This is a genomic window from Mesorhizobium loti (genome assembly GCA_014189435.1).
Classification (GTDB): Bacteria; Pseudomonadota; Alphaproteobacteria; order Rhizobiales; family Rhizobiaceae; genus Mesorhizobium; species Mesorhizobium loti_G.
This window is the reverse complement of the sequence record CP050293.1, coordinates 3876299-3895160: the sequence shown is the minus strand read 5'-3', so window position 1 is coordinate 3895160 and position 18862 is coordinate 3876299. Positions and strand designations below refer to the sequence as shown.

Here is an 18862-nt window from a genome sequence, read left to right as displayed (position 1 = left end):
GCTAAGCCTGCGTCAGCGGATACTGCTCTTTCAGCGTCTTCAGCACCTGGTCGCCCGGCATTGGTGCGCCGAACATGAAGCTCTGGACATATTCACAGCCCATCTGGCGCAATTCAAGCGCATCGCTTTCGTCCGAAATGCCCTCGGCGACGACCGACAGGCCGAGCTCATGCGCCATGTTGACCATCGATTTGAGCAGCACCGCGCGCTTGGGCGTGTTGTCGTCGACGAAGCTCTTGTCGATCTTGATGGTGTCGAAGGGGAAGCGCGTCAGATAGGCCAATGACGAATAGCCGGTGCCGAAATCGTCCAGCGACAGGCCGATGCCGAGCTGCTTCAGCTTGGTCAGCACATGGGCGGTCTGCTCGGGATTGTCCATGACAAGCGATTCAGTGAGCTCGAGCCGGAAGCAGCGCGGCTTGAGGTTAGCGCGCGCAATGACGGAGCGGACATCGCTGACCAGATCGCGGCGGATGAGCTGGCGGCTGGACAAATTGACCGAGACCGACAGCGGCGCATCGCCGATCTGCTTTTGCCAGCTGGCCAGGTCTTCCGCCGCCTGCTGCATGGCAAACAAGCCGAGCTGCACGATCAGCCCGCAGCTTTCGGCGACCGGGATGAAATCCGCCGGCGGGATCATGCCGCGGCGCGGATGGTCCCAGCGCAGCAACGCTTCGAAGCCGGCGACGCTGCCGTCCTCGAGCCGCACGATCGGCTGGTAGGCAAGCGTGAATTCGCGCCGTTCGATGGCGCGGCGCAGGTCGGATTCGAACTGCAGCCGATCTGTGCCGACGGTGCGGAAAGCCGGACGGAACGGCTCGATCCTGTCGCCGCCGAAGCGTTTGGCCTGATGCATGGCAAGCTCGGCATCCTTGACCATGTCCTCGGCCGACATCTGCGGCGAGTTCCAGGTGATCAAGCCGATCGACGCGGTCAGCACGATCTCGCGCTTGGCGAAGGTGATCGGGTTGTTGATGGCATGCTTGATGGCATCAGCGACCGCAGCGATGCGGGCCGGGTCCTGTTCGGACAGCAGCATCAGTGCGAACTGGTCGCCGGCAAAGCGTGACAGCGAATCCTTCGGCTTGAGCAGCCGGTGCAGGCGCCGTGCGATGGTCAAAAGGATGGTGTCGCCGGCCGAGATGCCGAGCCCGTCATTGACCTGCTTGAAACGGTCGATGTCGATGACGAAGACGGTTGGGCGCACCTTCTCTTCGGTGCGGGCGATCGAGATGATCGCTTCCAGCCGGTTCATCAACAGTTCGCGGTTCGGCAGGCCGGTCAGATTGTCGTGAACGGCGTCGTGCAGCAGCCTTTCCTCGGACTTCTTCTGCTCGGTGACGTCGACCATGGTGCCGACGCAGCGGATGACCTCGCCGTCCGATCCGATGACCGGTCGCGCGCGCAAGTTGAACCAGTGATAGTGCCCGTCGGCGCCGCGCAGGCGAAAATTCTGCGATACCCGGCCGCGCCGGTGTTCGAGCACGACGTCGAGTGTCGTGCGGAAGGTGTCGCGGTCGTCGGCATGCAGCACCGGGAGCCAGTTGCGCGCCGCACCGCCCAGGCTGTTCGGCGCAAGCCCGAGCTGGATGCTGACATCGGGCTTGGTGACGACGCGGTCGCGCAGCACGTCCCAGTCCCACACCGTGTCGCCCGATCCGGCCACCGCCAGCGCCTGCCGCTCGAGGTCGGAGAACAGGCCCTGGTGCAGCGCGCCGCCGGCAAAGGCATGCTGCATGACGGTGAAGCCGATCAGCAGGATGATCAGGATCAACCCGCCGCCCAGGGCCGGCTGGGCGATATCGTTGTCGAGCATGCCGGTGATCGCCATCCACGATCCGCACAGCCACAACAGCACCATGACCCAACTCGGCACCAGCATGATCGCACGGTCATAACCACGAATCCCGAGGAAGATGATCAGGCCGAGCCCGGTGAGCGCGGTGGCGGCAAACGAGATGCGGGCGATGCCGGCGGCGACCGCCGGATCGACGATGGCGACGCCGGCGATCAGCACCAGTCCGAGGATCCAGACCAGCGCACCGTAGCTGAAATGGCCGTGCCATCGGTTCAGGTTGAGATAGGCGAACAGGAACACCACGAAGGTTCCAGCCAGCGCCACCTCCGTTCCCGCTCGCCACATCTGCTCATTGCCGGGCGATATCTCGATGATTTTGTTGAGGAAGCCGAAATCGACGCAGATATAGGCCAGCACCGCCCAGGCAAGTGCCGCCGTCGCCGGGAACATCGAGGTTCCCTTGACCACGAAAAGGATGGTCAGGAACAGCGCCAGAAGGCCGGCAATGCCGATGACGATGCCGCGAAACAGCGTGTAGGAATTGACCGAGTCCTTGTAGGATTCCGGATCCCAGAGGTAGACCTGCGGCAGCTTCGGCGAGGCCAGTTCGGCGATGAAGGTGATCACCGTGCCGGGGTTCAGCGTCACCCGGAACACGTCGGCGTCCGGGCTGGTCTGGCGGTCGAGCGCGAAGCCCTCGCTGGGCGTGATGGCGGCGATGCGGGTCGAGCCGAGATCCGGCCAGAAGATGCCGGAATTCACCAGGCGGAAATGCGGTGCGACGATCAGCCTGTCGAGCTGCTGGTCCGTGGTGTTGGCGAGCGCGAACACTGCCCAGTCGCCGGTCGAGCGCGCATCGTTGGCCTCGACCTCGATGCGCCGCACGATGCCGTCCGGTCCGGGCGCGGTCGACACCTGGAAATTCTCGCCCTGGTTCCGGTAGATTTCGACGGCGCCTGAAAGGTCGAGAGCGACGTCGTCGCGGGCAATCTTGATCGGTTCGACGGCGAAAGCCGACGATGCCGCGCACAGCGTCAGGATTGTCGCGAGGACAAAGGCGAACAGCGGCCCGTTGCGCAGGAATTTCGTCAAAAATCAGTCCTTCGTTCCAACGCCCGGCGGATCGTCCGCGATCCGGGCGTAGAGGTAGTGGTCCTGCCAGATGCCGTTGATCCTGAGATAGGATCGCAGAAGTCCTTCGCGCCGGAATCCGGCTTTTTCAAGCACGCGGATCGACCTGATATTGTCGGGAATACAGGCCGCTTCGATCCGGTGCAACCGCAGCGTATCGAAGGCGAAGCGGGCCACCACCTTGACCGCGTCGGTCATCAGGCCGCGGCCGCCGAAGCGCTCGCCGATCCAGTAACCGACATGGCCGCTTTGCGAGACCCCATGACGTATGTTGCCGAGCGTGATGCCGCCGGCAAGCTTGCCGCTGCTCCTCTCGAAGATGAAGAAGGCGATCGCGGTCCCTTGCGCATAGTCTTCGCGGTAGCGGCTGATGCGCAGCCGCCATGCGGTGCGGTCGAGTTCATCCGGCGTCCAGCGCGGCTCCCATGGTTCGAGGAAGGCCCGGCTTTCGCCGCGCACCGCCGCCCACTCGCGGTAGTCGTTGGTGAACGGCACGCGTAGCGTGACGCGGTCGCCTTTCAGCGCCGGCAGGTCTCGGCGAAAGAAAGGGAGCGCGAACACGACGCTTTGAGAGGCTTAGACGGCGAGCTTGCGGGCCGTGGTCTGCGTGCCCGCGAGCGATTCGAGGATCGCTTCGTATGGCGCCAGCGTACCCACAGGCCCGACAGCGGTAAGCGTCGGCTTGGTCGAGAACAATCGCGACGACAGATCGGTCAGCCGCTCGATCGTCAGCGCCGACAGCCGTTCCATCAGTTCCTCCTTGGCGATCGGCCGGCCGAACAGAAGCAGTTGCCGTGCAATCTGCGAAGCCCGGCTGGCCGGGCTTTCGGCGGACATGATCAGCCCGGCGCGATATTGGGCGCGAGCGCGGTCGAGTTCCTCCTGCAGGATCTTCTCACCGGCTTTCTGCAGTTCGTCGATGATGACAGGCACCAGTTCGGCGATGTCGCTCTGGCCGGTGGCGGCATGGACGCCGAAGACGCCGGTGTCGGAAAAGCCCCAATGGAAGGCATAGACCGAATAACACAGGCCACGCTTCTCGCGGACCTCCTGGAACAGACGCGACGACATACCACCGCCGAGGATCATCGACAGCACCTGCGAGGCATAGAAATCGCGCACATGATAGGCGCGGCCTTCGAACCCCAGGACGATCTGCGCGTCCATCAGGTCGCGGTCTTCGCGGAAGTCGCCGCCGACATATTGCGCATATTGCGGGATGGTGCTGTCGGCCTTGCTGCGGAAGCCGCCGAGCTGCTTTTCGACCTCGCGCACGAAATTGTCGTGCTTGATGTCGCCGGCGGCGACGATCACCATGCGCTCGGCGCCATATTGCCGCTCGATGAAGTCGTGGAGTTGCTTGGAGGTGAAGGATTTGACCGTTTCGGGCGTGCCGAGAATGGAGCGGCCAATCGTCTGATGGCGATAGGCGGTTTCCGTGAAGCGGTCGAAGACGATGTCGTCGGGCGTGTCGTGCGCGGCGCCGATCTCCTGCAGGATCACATGCTGCTCGCGTTCAAGCTCCTGCGGGTCGAATTCGGATTCCTGCAGGATGTCGGCAAGGATGTCGACGGCCAGCGGCACGTCGTCGGAGAGCACCCTGGCATAGTAGGAGGTGGTCTCGACGCTGGTGGCGGCGTTGATCTCGCCGCCGACATCCTCGATCTCCGAGGCGATTTCGAAGGCGCTCCGCCGTTTCGTGCCCTTGAACGCCATGTGCTCGAGCAGATGGGCCATGCCATGCTCGTCATCGCGTTCATTGCGGGCACCTGATTTGACCCAGGCACCAAGGGCAACCGATTCGATGCTTTGAAGGGTTTCGGTGGCGACTGTCAGGCCGTTCGACAGACGGCTTACCTCAACACCCATATGGCTACTACTCCCTAACGCGCCGCCCGCGCGCGGCGGCCGACGTAATCTTCCACCATTTTCAGGTCGGATGGAAGTACCGTGTATTTTTCCTCCAATGTCATCAACCCACCTAGCCATGCGGGCAGTGCGGGCGAGACGCCGCTGGCGGCTTCGACGGCGGCCGGGAATTTTGCCGGGTGGGCGGTGCCCAACACCACCATCGGCACCGCGCCTGACGCCTTGCCCGCCGCGACATGTACGGCTGCGGCTGTGTGCGGATCGAGCAGATAGTTGCTGGCCGCGAGCGTCGAGCGGATGGTGGCGGCGACCTCGTCCATATCAGCCCGGCCGGCATCGAATTCGGACCGCATCCCTGCGATTTGCTGGGTTTCGATGGTGAAAGCGCCGGACTGCTTCAGGCTGTCCATGTAGCGTCGCACGGTCGCGGCGTCTCGGCCGGAGGCCTCGAACAGCAAGCGTTCGAAATTGGACGACACCTGGATGTCCATCGACGGCGACGTGGTCGCAAAGACGCCCTTGGTGCGGTATTCGCCGGTCGCGAAGGTCCGCGCCAGGATGTCGTTGTCGTTGGTGGCGATGACCAGCCGTTCGATCGGCAGGCCCATCTTCTTGGCCGCGTAGCCGGCGAAGATATCGCCGAAATTGCCGGTCGGCACGGTGAAGGAGACCGGCCTGTCCGGCGCGCCGAGCGACAGGGCCGAGGAGAAATAATAGACGATCTGAGCCATGATGCGGGCCCAATTGATCGAATTGACGCCCGAAAGCGCAACCCGGTCGCGAAAGCCGTGATCGTTGAACATGTCCTTGAGCAGGCCTTGGCAATCGTCGAAATTGCCTTCGATCGCCAGCGCATGGACGTTTTCAGCCGTCGATGTCGTCATCTGCCGCTGCTGCACCGGCGAGACACGGCCGTGCGGGAAAAGGATGAAGATGTCGGTGCGGTTGCGCCCTGCAAAGGCATCGATTGCCGCCCCGCCGGTGTCGCCCGAGGTGGCGCCGACGATGGTGGCGTGCTGATCACGTTCGGTAAGCACATGGTCCATCAACCGGGCGAGAAGCTGCATCGCCACGTCCTTGAAGGCGAGCGTCGGCCCGTGGAAGAGTTCCAGGATGAAGGTGTTGGGGCCGGTCTGCACCAGCGGGCAGACGGCCTCGTGGCGGAAGGTGGCATAGGCTTCTCGCACCAGCCGTTCAAAGACGGGCGCCGGGATTTCGCCGCCAAGGAACGGCGACAGCACGCGGATGGCAAGATCGGGATAGGCAAGGCCGCGCATGGCGCGGATCTCGGCCGGGGAAAACTGCGGCCACTCGCGCGGCACATAGAGCCCGCCGTCGCGCGCCAGCCCAGCCAGCACGGCGTCGGAAAATCCAAGAATGGGGGCTTCCCCGCGGGTACTCACATATTGCATGTCACAAATCCGTTACTGCTTGGCTTTTCCGTCCACCGCAAGGTGGTTAATTTCTGCGCTGGCTCAGTCGCATTTTTGCCGCGCGGTTGATATACGTCACCAGCTTTGCGAGAGGGAAGTGCAGTTTCATGGCGTTTCGTACATTCAGTGGTCGCTTTTTGGCGGGTCTTGCGCTCACCGGCTTTATGCTTGCCGCCGCCGGCTGCCAATCGGGCGACAATGGCATCCTGAACCTCGGCATCGGAAAGAAGGATCCGACCGCGCCACCGCCGCCTCAGGATCCCAAACTACTGGCCAGCCAGTTGCAGGCCTATTGTCCCCGGGTGACGGTGCGCGACGGCACGGCATTCTTCAACACCTATTCCAAGGACGCCCAGAAGCCCAAGCCCAAGCTCAAGAAGACCGGCGACGCCGCGCAGGATGCCGCGGCCCAGGCTGAGGCCGACGCCGCCGCTGCAACTGCGCCCGACGAGTCGGCGAACATCATCTACCAGGCATCGGTCAGCGACGTGACACGCGACTGCAGCCGTGCCAACGGCCAACTGACGATGACGATCGCGGTCGCCGGCAAGATCGTGCCGGGACCGAAGTTCTCGCCCGGCACCATCACCATGCCGATCCGCACGGCGGTGATGCACGGCACTGAGGTCCTCTACTCGCAGATCCACCAATATCAGGTCCAGGTCACCGATCCCTCGGTCGCCACGCAGTTCGTCTTCACCGATTCCAATGTCGTCGTGCCCGAGCCGGCGGCGAAGGGACTACCAGGCCTTTGCCGGCTACGATGAAAACGCGCCGAAGGCGACGACGGACAAGCCGAAGAAGAAGCAGAGGAAGAGAGCCGCCGCGACGAACTAAGTCTCGGCAGTTGCATGAGGCGTGCGTCGCGGCGCACGCTTCTCAGGCGTCCGACCACTCCGACAGCGCAGCGATCACGCTTTTCAGCTCCGCCCAGCGGCGGATCACCGTTTCGGCGCCGGCCTCGGTGAGCGCGTCGGCATGGCCGGGATAGCTGTGGGCAGCGCCGGTGAAACCGATCACGCGCATGCCCGCCGCCCTGGCGCCGTGGATACCGTGCACGGAATCCTCGATGACGAACGTGTTTGCCGGGTTGGCATTGAGTGTCTCCGCCGCGAACAGGAACACGTCGGGCGCCGGCTTGGTCTTCTTGCTTGGTATTTCCAGCGCCGAAAAGATCCGGCCGGCGAAAAACGGCAGCAGGTGCACCTTCTCCAGCATGAATTCGATCCGCTCGGAGCGTGAATTCGAGCAGACGCAGCGCGGCACCGTGACCGCGGCGACCGCCTCGCGCACACCGTCGATGGCGCGCACGTCGCTGCGCAGTTTGCGGTCGACCAGGTCCTCGGCGCGGTCGATCAGCGAGGCCTGGAACGGAATGCTGGATTTCTCCTCGACCCGCATCATGATGTCCTTGAAGGTCAGTCCGGCATAGGTCTCGGAAATCTCTTCAGCCGATATTTCGTACCCGGCCAGGGTCAGCAGTTCTGCCTCGACGCGGGCGGCGATGATTTCGGAATCGACGAGCACGCCGTCGCAATCGAAGATGACAAGGTCTGGCTGGGGCATGGTGATCCGGACAATGGGAGAGGGAAGGCCTCGGAAGGCTCAGGCGGCGCGGCATACACCAACAGGGCCGCCTTCGCAAATTCAGCGGCCTTCACGGAATATTTACGCTGATCGGTAACCATAACAGAGAGTAAAACAGTAACGCGTGCCTTGGGTGTCAGAATGTCTGCCGTGCGTCTTCTCGACGAGCTATCCCACGCTCCCCAGCAATCCGAATGGCTGGACACGATCCTCAAGGGCGACTGCGTCGCCGCGCTCGACCGGCTGCCCGAAAAGTCGATCGACGTCATCTTCGCCGATCCGCCATACAATCTGCAGCTCGACGGCGACCTGCACCGGCCCGATCAGTCCAAGGTCGACGCCGTCGACGACGACTGGGATCAGTTCGAGAGCTTCGAGGCCTATGACGCCTTCACCCGTGCCTGGCTTCTGGCGGCGCGCCGGGTGTTGAAGCCCAATGGCACCATCTGGGTCATCGGCTCCTATCACAACATCTTCCGGGTCGGCGCCAAGATGCAGGATCTCGGCTTCTGGATCCTCAACGACGTCGTCTGGCGCAAGACCAATCCGATGCCGAATTTCCGCGGCCGCCGCTTCCAGAACGCGCATGAGACGATGATCTGGGCTACGCGCGACCAGAAGGGCAAGGGCTATACCTTCAACTACGAAGCGATGAAGGCGTCCAACGACGACATCCAGATGCGCTCCGACTGGCTGTTTCCGATCTGCACCGGCGGCGAGCGGCTCAAGAACGACAATGGCGACAAGCTGCATCCGACGCAGAAGCCGGAAGCACTGCTTGCCCGCATCATGATGGCCTCGACCAAACCGGGCGACATCGTGCTCGATCCCTTCTTCGGCTCTGGCACCACCGGCGCGGTGGCCAAACGCCTCGGCCGCCATTTTGTCGGCATCGAGCGCGAGCAGGCCTATATCGACGCCGCCAACGAGCGCATCGACGCGGTGCAGCCGTTGGATGGTGCGGATCTCACCGTGCTGACCGGCAAGCGCGCCGAGCCGCGCGTTGCCTTCGTCAGCCTGATCGACACCGGCCTGGTGATGCCCGGCGCCACGCTCTACGACGCCAAGAAGCGCTGGGCGGCCAAGGTGCGCGCCGACGGGACCGTGGCGATCGGCGACAGCGCCGGCTCGATCCACAAGATCGGCGCCGAAGTGCAGGGGCTGGATGCCTGCAACGGCTGGACCTTCTGGCATTATGAGCGCAGCGGCGGCCTGACCCCGATCGACGAGCTTCGCCGCATTGCACGGCTTGGCATGGAGCGGGCAGGGGCCTGAGCCCCTGCCAATTGCTTCGGATTCCGCTGATTCAAAGGCTCAACGGATCGCGCGAAGCGATTCAAATCACGCCTTGATTCCGAGACGTTCAAGGTCTGCTTGAAGCGCCTTCGCGTCGGTGAACAGCACCGACTGCCAGCCCGCCGCCTTGGCGCCGTCGACATTCTTCTGGCTGTCATCGATGAACAGCGTCGCCGCCGGTTCGAGGCCGAAGGCGGCGACGTGATGGTCGTAAATGCCGCGATCCGGCTTGATCAGGCCGATCTCGCCGGAAATGGTGACGCCACGCGGCCGTTCGAGAAAATCGAAGCGCTCGCGCGCCTCGGCCAGCGTGTCGCTGGCAAAATTGGTCAGCATGGTCACGTCGTGGCCGCTCTCGATCAGGCCGACCATGATGGCGACGCTGTCGTCATAGGCATGCGGCACCATCTCGTGCCAGTGGCGGCGGAAACCGCGGATGTTTTCCGCGTGTTCGGGATGGTCCGCTATCAGCAGCGCCTCGGCCTCTTCCCAGGTCCGGCCGCGATCCTGCTCGATGTTCCAGTCATGCGTGCAGACATTGTCGAAGAACCACTTTCTCTCTTCGGCATCCGGAATGAGGCGGCTGAACGGAATGTTCGGATCGTAGTGGATCAGCACGCGGCCGATGTCGAAAACGATGTGGCGTATTTCAGTCATGGGGCCTCTTTGCGCTGTGTGGCGACGGTTTTTTCGTCGCGCCCGGTATCGCCGCTTCGATTGCCTTTTTCATGACAGTCGGCAGCGCTTCCCCTGAAATTTCATGGGCCAGCGACCAGAAATGCCCCGCCGGCGCGGCGCCGTTCACCTCGGCACGAAAAACGTCGAGCTCAAGTGCGAAATGGGTGAAGACATGGGCGATCTGGCCGGCACGCCGCCAGTCGGCGGGGAAAGGCGCTGCTGTCTCGGTGGTGGCGCCGTCGATCCGCGCAGTCCAGCCGGTCGTCGGCACCTCGGTCATGCCGCCGAGCAGGCCTTTGTCCGGCCGCTTGCGCAAAAGAATGGCGCCATCGGCTCTGACGGCGACGAAGGCAGCACCCCGCCGCAGGGGCTTGTCGGCCTTGGGCAGGCGCACTGGAAAATGTTCGGGATCGCCTGAAATGACGGCACTGCAATCTTCACGCAGCGGACACAGCATGCAGCGCGGCCGGCGCGGCGTGCAGATGGTGGCGCCGAGATCCATCATCGCCTGGGCGAAGTCGCCAGGCCTTGTCCCTGGCACCATGCGCTCGACATGGGCGCGGATCTCAGGCTTGGCCTCGGTCAACGGCGTTGTGATCGAAAACAGCCGGGAGATGACGCGTTCGACATTGCCGTCGACAACGGCGGCGGGGTGGTCGAAGGCAATCGCCGTGATCGCCGCCGACGTATAGGCGCCGATGCCGGGCAATTCTCTCAAACCCGTCTCCGTGTCGGGAAATTGGCCGCCACGCTCGGCGATCAGATCGGCGCAGGCCTTGAGATTGCGGGCACGGGAGTAATAACCGAGTCCGGCCCAGGCCTTCATCACGTCCTCGGTCGGCGCCGCGGCGAGCGCCTCGACATCGGGCCATTTCTCGACGAAAACCCGGAAATAGGCCTTCACCGCTTCGACGGTGGTCTGCTGCAGCATGACTTCGGACAGCCAGATGCGGTAGGGATCAGGCCTTGCGCCGCGCGCATGCTCGCGTGGCGTGATCCGCCATGGCAATTCACGGTGATGTACATCGTACCAGTCGAGCAGGCGGGATGCGATATCCCCGGATGCAGCTCTTCTGCTATCCCCGGATGTGGCTTTGCCACTATCCCCGGATGCGGTCTTGCGGGTCTGGTCTGCTGATGCCATTGATCTTGTATTGGCCTGGCCGGTATCTGCTGGGGGTCGTGGCTGGAGAACGTACATGGCAGGGAGAACGCCCTACGGCAATCCCGTCCCGGTCAGCGATCTCGCGACCAAGATCCTCGATCCGGTGCTGCGCAAGCGGGCCGGCATTTCGATCGGCCTCGTCCAGTCATGGGACGAGATCGCCGGCCCACGGCTGGCCAGCCATTCGCGCCCCGAAAAAATCCAGTGGCCGCGCCGCATGCATGAGGACGATCCGTTCGAGCCGGCGGTGCTGGTCATTGCTTGCGAAGGTATGGCGGCACTTCATCTGCAGCACGAGACGGGCGAGATCATCAACCGGGTCAATGCCTTCCTCGGCTTTACCGCCATCAACCGCATCCGGATCCTGCAGAAGCCGGTGACAGCCGACAAAAGACGGCGCAGACCGGCCCTCAGGCCGCTGACGGCGGCCGAGAAGACGAAATTGTCGGGAACCGTCGGCTTGGTCGACAATGATGAGTTGCGCGCCTCGCTGGAGAGACTTGGCGCGACCATTATCGGGGAGAGGAAGTCATAGACCCCTTTGAAAGAAATATGGGCTCCTTGAAGAAAGTCATGGATTTGTCGTCAATATCTCGCATTCGTGATCGCCCTAGTCAGGTTTCGCGATTGGATTGGGGATCGAGATGCCTTAATTCGCGCCAACTCTCGCCTTTTCGTGCCTTTGCATTGCAAAATCCAACCCTTGTCAGGTGATTCGTATGAACCGTCCCCCGTTCGGCCAAAGCTTGTCTCGCAGAAACGTCCTGTCTTCGCTGGCAGCCATTCCGGCGGTGGCCCTGCTCGCCGCCTGCAGCGACTCTGGCGAGGAGGCGAAGGCTGCGGATGTGAAGCCCGCTGAGCCGGCCGCTCCCGCAAAGCCGGTCACGCCGGCCGCCGCTACCGCGCCGGAGGCCCAGGGCACCGTGGATGTGGCGGAACTGATGAAGCCGGGTGCGCTGCCCGACAAGCAGCTTGGCAAGGACGACGCCAAGGTGACCATCGTCGAATACGCCTCGATGACCTGCCCGCACTGCGCGCATTTCGCCGAGACCACCTTCCCGGACCTGAAGACCAAGTACATCGACACCGGCAAGGTCCGCTACATCCTGCGCGAATTCCCGTTCGATCCGAGCGCCGAAGCCGGTTTCATGCTGGCGCGCTGCGCCAAGGACAACTACTACCCTATGGTTGACGTCCTGTTCCGGCAGCAGGCGAACTGGGTTGGCGTCCAGAATACCAAGGATGCGCTGCTGCAAATCTCGAAGCTCGCCGGTTTTACACAGGAGTCCTTCGAGGCCTGCTTGACGGACCAGAAACTTCTGGACGATGTGAGATCGGTCCAGAAGCGCGGCGCCAATGAATTCAAGGTCGACTCGACACCGACCTTCTTCATCAACGGTAAGACCTACAAAGGGGCGATGTCGATTGAGGAAATGTCGGCCATCATCGACCCTCTGCTCTGACGTCCGGTCAGCCCTGAGGCGGCGGCGCTTCGGCGTGCGCGGCTTCTTGTCGTGTGGCGAATTCCTTTCGCAGGACCACGGAAACCCGCTTAGTGGGCGGCGCGAATGAAGTTTTCGCGCCTTCGCCTCCTCGGTTTCAAGTCCTTCGTCGAGCCCGGCGAGTTCGTCATCGAACGCGGCCTGACGGGTATTGTCGGGCCGAACGGCTGCGGCAAATCGAACCTTGTCGAGGCGCTGCGCTGGGTGATGGGCGAAAGCTCTTACAAGAACATGCGCGCGTCCGGCATGGACGACGTGATCTTTTCCGGCTCGGGCACTCGGCCCGCCCGCAACACCGCCGAAGTCACGCTTTTCCTCGACAACAGTGATCGCTCGGCGCCGGCCGCCTTCAACGATGCCGACGAATTGCAGGTCTCGCGCCGCATCGAGCGTGAGGCCGGCTCGCTCTACCGCATCAACGGCAAGGAAGCACGCGCCAAGGACGTGCAGCTTCTGTTTGCCGACCAGTCGACCGGCGCCCGTTCGCCGTCCATGGTCGGCCAGGGCCGTATCGGCGAACTGATCCAGGCCAAGCCGCAGGCGCGCCGCGCCCTGCTTGAAGAAGCGGCCGGCATTTCCGGCCTGCACACCCGCCGCCACGAGGCGGAACTGCGGCTGAAGGCGGCCGAGCAGAACTTGGAACGGCTGGATGATGTCGTCGGCGAGCTGGAAAGCCAGATCGAAAGCCTGAAGCGCCAGGCGCGCCAGGCGTCCCGCTTCAAGAACCTGTCGGCCGATATCCGCAAGGCCGAAGCGACACTGCTGCATCTGCGCTGGACACTGGCCAAGACGCAGGAAGGCGAGGCGCGCTCGGCGCTGGCGGTTGCGACGGCACTGGTCGGCGACCGCGCCGCAGCCCAGATGGCGGCGGCAAGAGAGCAAGGCATCGGCGCTCATCGCTTGCCGGACCTGCGTGACGCGGAAGCCGCCGCTGCCGCTGCCTTCCAGCGCCTGTCGATCGCCAAGTCGCAGATCGAGGAGGAGGCCGGCCGCATCCGTGCCCGCCAGAGCGAACTCGAGCGCCGGCTGCAGCAGCTGGACGGCGATATCGCGCGTGAGGAGCGCATGGTCCGCGACAATGCGGACATTCTCGAGCGCCTGCGCACCGAAGAAGCCGCGCTCAATTCGGAAAATGCCGGCGCCGCCGAGCGCGAAGCCAGCACCCGCGCCGCGTTCGAGCAGGCGGCATCGACGCTTTCACAAAGCGAAGCCAAGCTCGCCGCGCTGACCGCCGAGCGGGCCGAGGCCGCCGCCTCGCGCAACCAGATCGAACGGACGCTGCGCGACACCGCCGAGCGCCGCGACCGCTTCGCCCGCCAGCTTGCCGATGTCGACCGGGAATTGTCGGAGATTCTCTCCAAGGTCGCCGGCCTGCCGGATCCGGCCGAGAAGCGCGTGCTGGTCGAACAGGCCATGGCGCAGCTGGAGGAATCCGAAGCTGCCGTATCGGATGCGGAGCAGTCGGTCATCGATGCCCGCGCCACGGAAAGCGCTGCCCGGCCGCCGCTTCAGGATGCCAGGGCCGAGCTGGCGCGGATCGAGACGGAAGCGCGCACGCTGGCAAAAATCCTGAACGCCGCCAGCGGCGATCTCTTCCCGGCCGTGCTGGAACAGATCAGCGTCGATCGCGGTTTCGAGACGGCGCTGGGTGCGGCCCTTGGCGAAGACCTCGACGTGCCGCTTGACCGCAGCGCCCCGGTGCATTGGGGCGAAGGCGCGATCCAGCCAGGCGACGCGGCTCTGCCCGAAGGCGTCAAAAGCCTTGCCAGCGTGGTCCATGCGCCGGCACAGCTCGCCCGCCGTCTGGCGCAGATCGGTATCGTAGACACTGGCGACGGCCGCCGGCTGCAGGCGCTGCTTGCCCCGGGCCAGCGGCTGGTCAGCCGCGAGGGCGCGCTCTGGCGCTGGGATGGCTTTACCGCCAGTGCCGACGCCCCGACCGCCGCCGCACAACGGCTGGCGCAGAAGAACCGGCTGGCCGAGCTCGATGCCGAGGCGATACAGGCGACGCTCGTCCTGCGTCAGGCCGAAGAGGCGCTGGGAGAGGCCGAACAGGCGCTTCGCCTCACAAGCGAGGCCGAGCGCAACGCACGCCAGGCCGGTCGTGACGCCCAGCATCGACTGGACGCTGCCCGCAATGCGCTGGCCGAGGCCGAAAGGGCCGGCGGCGAATTGCAGAGCCGGCGCGCCGCACTGGATGAGGCGCGCGCCCGCATCGTCGACAGCCATGAGGAGATTTCGGCCGCCTTCGCCGAGGCGGAAATGCTGCTGCAGGACGCGCCCGATCTCGGCGATCTGCAATTGCAGCTCGAACAGTCCTCAACCAATGTAGCCGGCGACCGCGCCACGCTTGCCGATGCGCGCGCCGTGCATGAGGGCCTGCGCCGCGAAGCCGAGGCGCGCGCGCGCCGGCTCGATGCCATTGGCGCCGAGCGCAGCAATTGGCTGGAGCGGGCCGAAAACGCCTCGACGCAGATCGCATCGCTCGGCGAACGCAAGGCCGAGGCCGAGGCCGAACGCGAGCGGCTGGCCGATGCTCCCGATGAAATCGACGCCAAGCGGCGCGCGCTGCTGTCGCAGCTCACCGAGGCCGAGACCTTGCGCAAGGCGGCGGCCGACCGTTTGCAGGAGGCCGAGAACCGGCAATCCGAAATGGACAAGGCCGCCACCGGCGCCATCCAGTTCCTGGCCGAGGCGCGCGAGACCCGCGTTCGCGCCGAAGAGCGGCTGACGGCGGCCGATGAACGCCGGCTGGAGGTCGAGGCGCGCATCCAGGAGACGCTGAACACACCGCCGCATCTGGTCATCCGTCATACCGGCCTGGAAGCCGACAGCCCGATGCCTGAAATGGCCGAGATCGAGCGTCAGCTCGACCGGCTGAAGATCGAGCGCGAACGGCTGGGCGCCGTCAATCTGCGCGCCGAGGAGGAGCAGAAGGAGCTTTCCGACCGGCTGGAGGCGATCGTCTCCGAGCGCGAGGACATCATCGAGGCCATCCGCAAGCTCAGGCAGGCGATCCAGAGCCTCAATCGCGAAGGCCGCGAGCGGTTGCTTGCCGCCTTCGACGTCGTCAACGGCCATTTCCAGCGGCTGTTCTCGCATCTGTTCGGCGGCGGCACGGCGGAGTTGCAGCTGATCGAATCCGACGATCCGCTCGAAGCCGGCCTCGAAATCCTGGCCCGCCCGCCGGGCAAGAAGCCGCAGACCATGACGCTGCTGTCCGGTGGCGAGCAGGCGCTGACGGCGATGTCGCTGATCTTCGCGGTGTTCCTGACCAATCCGGCGCCGATCTGCGTGCTCGACGAAGTCGACGCGCCGCTCGACGATCACAATGTCGAACGTTTCTGCAATCTCATGGATGAAATGGCTGCCACCACCGAGACGCGTTTCGTCATCATCACCCACAACCCGATCACCATGGCGCGCATGAACCGGCTGTTCGGCGTGACCATGGCCGAGCAGGGCGTCAGCCAGCTGGTGTCGGTCGACCTGCAGGCGGCCGAGGCGATGCGCGAGGCGAGCTGATCCAGTTCGCGCTGCCTGCGAATGGCCGCTCCGGAACAGGTCCAAGAAGCGCCTGTGGCTATCCACGCCGTGGACCGCGGGCTTGCTCAGCCTCTGCGTCGCAAGACCCAGTTCGCACAGATCACAGCCACGAGGCCGCAAGCCATGCCGACGCAATCGGCGACCCAGTCGAACACATCCAGATCGCGCGCTATCAGTGCCGTGCCCTGAAGGACCTCGATCGCCGCGCCAACCAGGGCGAGGAAGACGATCAGCCTTGCCTTGCGATCGGGCCAGCCGAGCCCTCCCAGGAAGGTCAGGACGGCAAAGGCGCTGGCGTGGTTCAGCTTGTCGTAGTGGAAGCCGACGTCGATGCCGAATTCCTTGAGGCGGGGTACCGGCAGCAGCGCAAGCACAAGAACAGCGATGAGCGTAACGAGAAAAGCGACCCGCCCGGCGACTGAATAAAATCTCATTCTGCTCCAACAACAATCTGCGCACGACCGCCGCCGAAACCGGCTCGGGGGCGGGTCCTAAAAATAGCTTCGCGGCGCGACGAGGTTCTTCTGCTGGCGAACATAAAAACAATAGAAGCCGAACGCTGCGGCGAACCACATGAAGGCCTCACCCATAGCCAGCCGGTTGTTTGAATTGGTAAGGATGGTTATGGCGAAGAAGACCAGTGTTGAGATGTAGCAGGACCATGCTGCCGGAGCGATAAGCTTGGCCCGCATGGCCAGCAGAACCTGCCTGGTCGACCAGGTGTAGAGAAAGGCAAAGAACGCCAGTCCGACCACACCGTAGCGCACGGCAATCTCCAGATAACCGTTGTGGAAGACGTTGAAGATCATGGGATGATAGGTCCTGTGCTCCCATTCGGTCAGCCAGCTGGAACTGGCTCCGAAGATCGGGTGGCGTTTCCAGACCTCGATCGCATCCGCCCACAGCATCAGCCGTTCCTTGGCTGCAAGCGGAACCGTATCGCTCGCGATGGCGCGGTCGAAGGCCGGCAGGACGCCATGCCTCAAGACATCCGGCACCAAGGCCTTGACGAAGATCATGGTGTCGCCGGCGGTGGACGAGAAGACGTTGTGCGTTGCGACGATGCCGGCCGCCACGATGGCCAGCACGCCAGTCGAAACCAGCAGCTCGCGGCGATGGCCTCTCGCCAGCGTTATGACAGCCAACAAGAGCAGGGCGAGCGCAAGCGCAAGCCAGACACCCTTTGACCGCATCTCGATGATGTTGACGAGGGCAAACAGCAGGACGGCTGCCGACAGCGCCCAATGCAGGTTCCTGGTTGCTTTTCTCAGATCCGTTCTTTGGGCCGTGTACGCCATGAATTGCAGCGCGCAAAGGAAGATGAAACCGGCCGCCACCGACGCGTGGATGGGATTGTTGAAAAACCGCGGGGTCGGTTGGATACCTTGAAACATGTCCGAATAGAAGGTGTCCGCCGCCAGGAAGACAAGACTGAGGATCATGAACCAGAGGACGAGCCGCGCGGGCTGCCTGACAAACAGCAGAAACGCGAAGCCGGTCGTCGCGTAGAACAGCGGAAACATGTAAATGCCTTCGGAGCCACCCAACTGGTGGGTACCGAAATAGACGATCGCCAGTCGGACGAAGACATAGAGCGACCAACCCACGCACAGACCGCCGACCCAACCGATCAGCGGTTTGCTGTAGGTCCACAAATCCACCCTGAACCAGCGGATGACTGCGACCAGGGCCAGCGCCAGGCCCGCATAGCGGTAGGTGTCGGCCTCGCGCCAGACCGCGGAGACCAAAGCGAGAATGGCGAATGACGCCAGCAGCAGAAGCAGGGTGTTGCGCGGCGCGTAGTCCGCGGTTTCTCGCGGCAAAGAGGGCCGCAGCAGGACGTGATGCAGGCGGCGCAGCTCGTCGCCGGCCCGCAACACCCCGGCACTTAGCCGGCTCGGCCCGCCAAGCCTTGCAAATTTGTAGCTTCCCGAGGGGCCGGCTATGCCGGAAATCTTGCTGCTGGCGGCGAAGCCAAGCACGTTTTGGCGAACCGAATAGACTTTCAGGCCGGTATCCCAAAAGCGTTCGAGTGCGACGTCCCATGGCATTTTCATTACGGCGAGCGCCGACAACAGCCCCTGCGCGCCCTCCCGCGTCACCAGATAGGCGGCCGCCGAGCCTTGCGGGCCATGCAGCGCGCGACCGATCTCGTCGCCTTCCGTCGTCTCGACGGCGCGCATGAAGAAGCTCATGCGATGGTTGGTCAGCTTGATGACGTCGAAATCCGGGACCGCCGCGATGATGGCCTCAATGCGCCGTATAGTGTTTTCGCTGAAGAGGACGTCGTCCTCGACAATCAGGCCATAGGCGCTGCCACCGGCCAGGAACGTTTCCAGCGCCTGGATATGGCTGCGGTAACAGGCATATTCGCCGGGCAGAATGTCGCGCCCGCTCAGCTTGCGTGCGGCCGGAAGATCGATCTCCGTCCAGTCCTCTTTGGCAAGCGCACGGCCGTCGATTGCGGCAATGCGCTGCAAGGTCAAGCCGGCCGCTTCGGCGCTGGCGACCAATTCGCTCCAGCGACCGGTTTCACGATCGAGGTTGATGGCGAAGATTGGAAGGTTCATTGAAGTTCCATGTTGAGCCGCCACCCATCTTGGTCGAATCTTCGATGACCTTGTATGGAAAAGAGGGAGATGTTCAAGGCGACACTGTTCAGATCATGTGCAAAATGGCGACCCCGATTTTGCCGCGATTGCGTTGGTTTTTCTGAACTATGACGCAGTGGAATTATTAGCCAATCGGACTCAAGGGAAGATCGCAAAGGGACTCTCGGGGTCCCGTGTGTCCGGACGGACCCATGATCGCTTGGCTGGGGCGCCAGGACATCAATCCAACCGCCCATAACTTGGGG

General features: G+C 63.6%; 13 protein-coding genes and 1 pseudogene. 5 read left to right on the top strand and 9 right to left on the bottom strand.

Going from position 1 to position 18862, the window contains the following annotated elements:
• Position 1: 1 nt before the first annotated feature.
• From HB777_19090 to HB777_19075, 4 genes are read right to left on the bottom strand one after another with little or no spacing between them, the layout of a single operon-like run.
• Complete coding sequence (locus tag HB777_19090; protein ID QND65805.1) at positions 2-2890, bottom strand: EAL domain-containing protein; 2889 nt, start codon at positions 2888-2890, stop codon at positions 2-4.
• Positions 2891-2893: 3 nt separating this feature from the next.
• Positions 2894-3490, bottom strand: a complete 597-nt coding sequence (locus HB777_19085) for a GNAT family N-acetyltransferase (protein ID QND65804.1) — start codon at positions 3488-3490, stop codon at positions 2894-2896.
• Positions 3491-3505: 15 nt separating this feature from the next.
• A complete protein-coding gene (locus HB777_19080) occupies positions 3506-4798 on the bottom strand; it encodes an insulinase family protein (GenBank protein QND65803.1) in 1293 nt (430 codons plus the stop codon).
• Positions 4799-4812: 14 nt separating this feature from the next.
• The gene (locus tag HB777_19075) at positions 4813-6210 is read right to left on the bottom strand and encodes a threonine synthase (protein ID QND65802.1); all 1398 of its coding nucleotides are present in this window, start codon (positions 6208-6210) and stop codon (positions 4813-4815) included.
• A 128-nt stretch (positions 6211-6338) separates the two neighbouring features.
• Here HB777_19075 and HB777_19070 point away from each other — a divergent pair.
• Positions 6339-7068: pseudogene (locus HB777_19070) on the top strand (hypothetical protein).
• A gap of 42 nt (positions 7069-7110) precedes the next feature.
• Here HB777_19070 and HB777_19065 read toward each other — a convergent pair.
• Positions 7111-7797 carry an HAD family hydrolase gene (locus HB777_19065; protein ID QND65801.1) on the bottom strand — a complete coding sequence of 229 codons (687 nt, stop codon included), beginning with the start codon at positions 7795-7797 and terminating at the stop codon, positions 7111-7113.
• A gap of 162 nt (positions 7798-7959) precedes the next feature.
• On the opposite strand from HB777_19065, the gene HB777_19060 reads away from it, so the two are divergent.
• Positions 7960-9093 (top strand): site-specific DNA-methyltransferase, encoded by a 1134-nt coding sequence (locus tag HB777_19060; protein ID QND65800.1) that lies wholly within the window; start codon positions 7960-7962, stop codon positions 9091-9093.
• Positions 9094-9159: 66 nt separating this feature from the next.
• Here the strand turns inward: HB777_19060 and HB777_19055 are convergent, their stop codons facing one another.
• Positions 9160-9771 carry an HAD family phosphatase gene (locus HB777_19055; protein QND65799.1) on the bottom strand — a complete coding sequence of 204 codons (612 nt, stop codon included), beginning with the start codon at positions 9769-9771 and terminating at the stop codon, positions 9160-9162.
• On the bottom strand, positions 9764-10993 hold the full coding sequence (gene mutY / locus HB777_19050) for an A/G-specific adenine glycosylase (protein QND65798.1): 1230 nt from the start codon (positions 10991-10993) through the stop codon (positions 9764-9766). Before mutY ends, HB777_19055 begins: the two co-directional genes overlap by 8 nt.
• On the opposite strand from mutY, the gene HB777_19045 reads away from it, so the two are divergent.
• From HB777_19045 to smc, 3 genes are all read left to right on the top strand, one after another.
• Positions 10992-11492: a DUF721 domain-containing protein gene (locus HB777_19045; protein ID QND65797.1), complete on the top strand. Its 501-nt coding sequence runs from the start codon at positions 10992-10994 to the stop codon at positions 11490-11492. The two genes, mutY and HB777_19045, sit on opposite strands and share 2 nt — an antisense overlap.
• Before the next feature lie 184 nt (positions 11493-11676).
• Positions 11677-12420: a DsbA family protein gene (locus HB777_19040; protein ID QND65796.1), complete on the top strand. Its 744-nt coding sequence runs from the start codon at positions 11677-11679 to the stop codon at positions 12418-12420.
• Between the two features lie 105 nt (positions 12421-12525).
• Positions 12526-15984, top strand: a complete 3459-nt coding sequence (gene smc, locus HB777_19035) for a chromosome segregation protein SMC (GenBank protein QND65795.1) — start codon at positions 12526-12528, stop codon at positions 15982-15984.
• An 86-nt stretch (positions 15985-16070) separates the two neighbouring features.
• Here the strand turns inward: smc and HB777_19030 are convergent, their stop codons facing one another.
• Both HB777_19030 and HB777_19025 read right to left on the bottom strand, forming a co-directional pair.
• A complete protein-coding gene (locus tag HB777_19030; protein QND65794.1) occupies positions 16071-16439 on the bottom strand; it encodes a hypothetical protein in 369 nt (122 codons plus the stop codon).
• Positions 16440-16496: 57 nt separating this feature from the next.
• Positions 16497-18575 carry a glycosyl transferase family 2 gene (locus tag HB777_19025; protein ID QND65793.1) on the bottom strand — a complete coding sequence of 693 codons (2079 nt, stop codon included), beginning with the start codon at positions 18573-18575 and terminating at the stop codon, positions 16497-16499.
• Between the last annotated feature and the right edge of the window lie 287 nt (positions 18576-18862).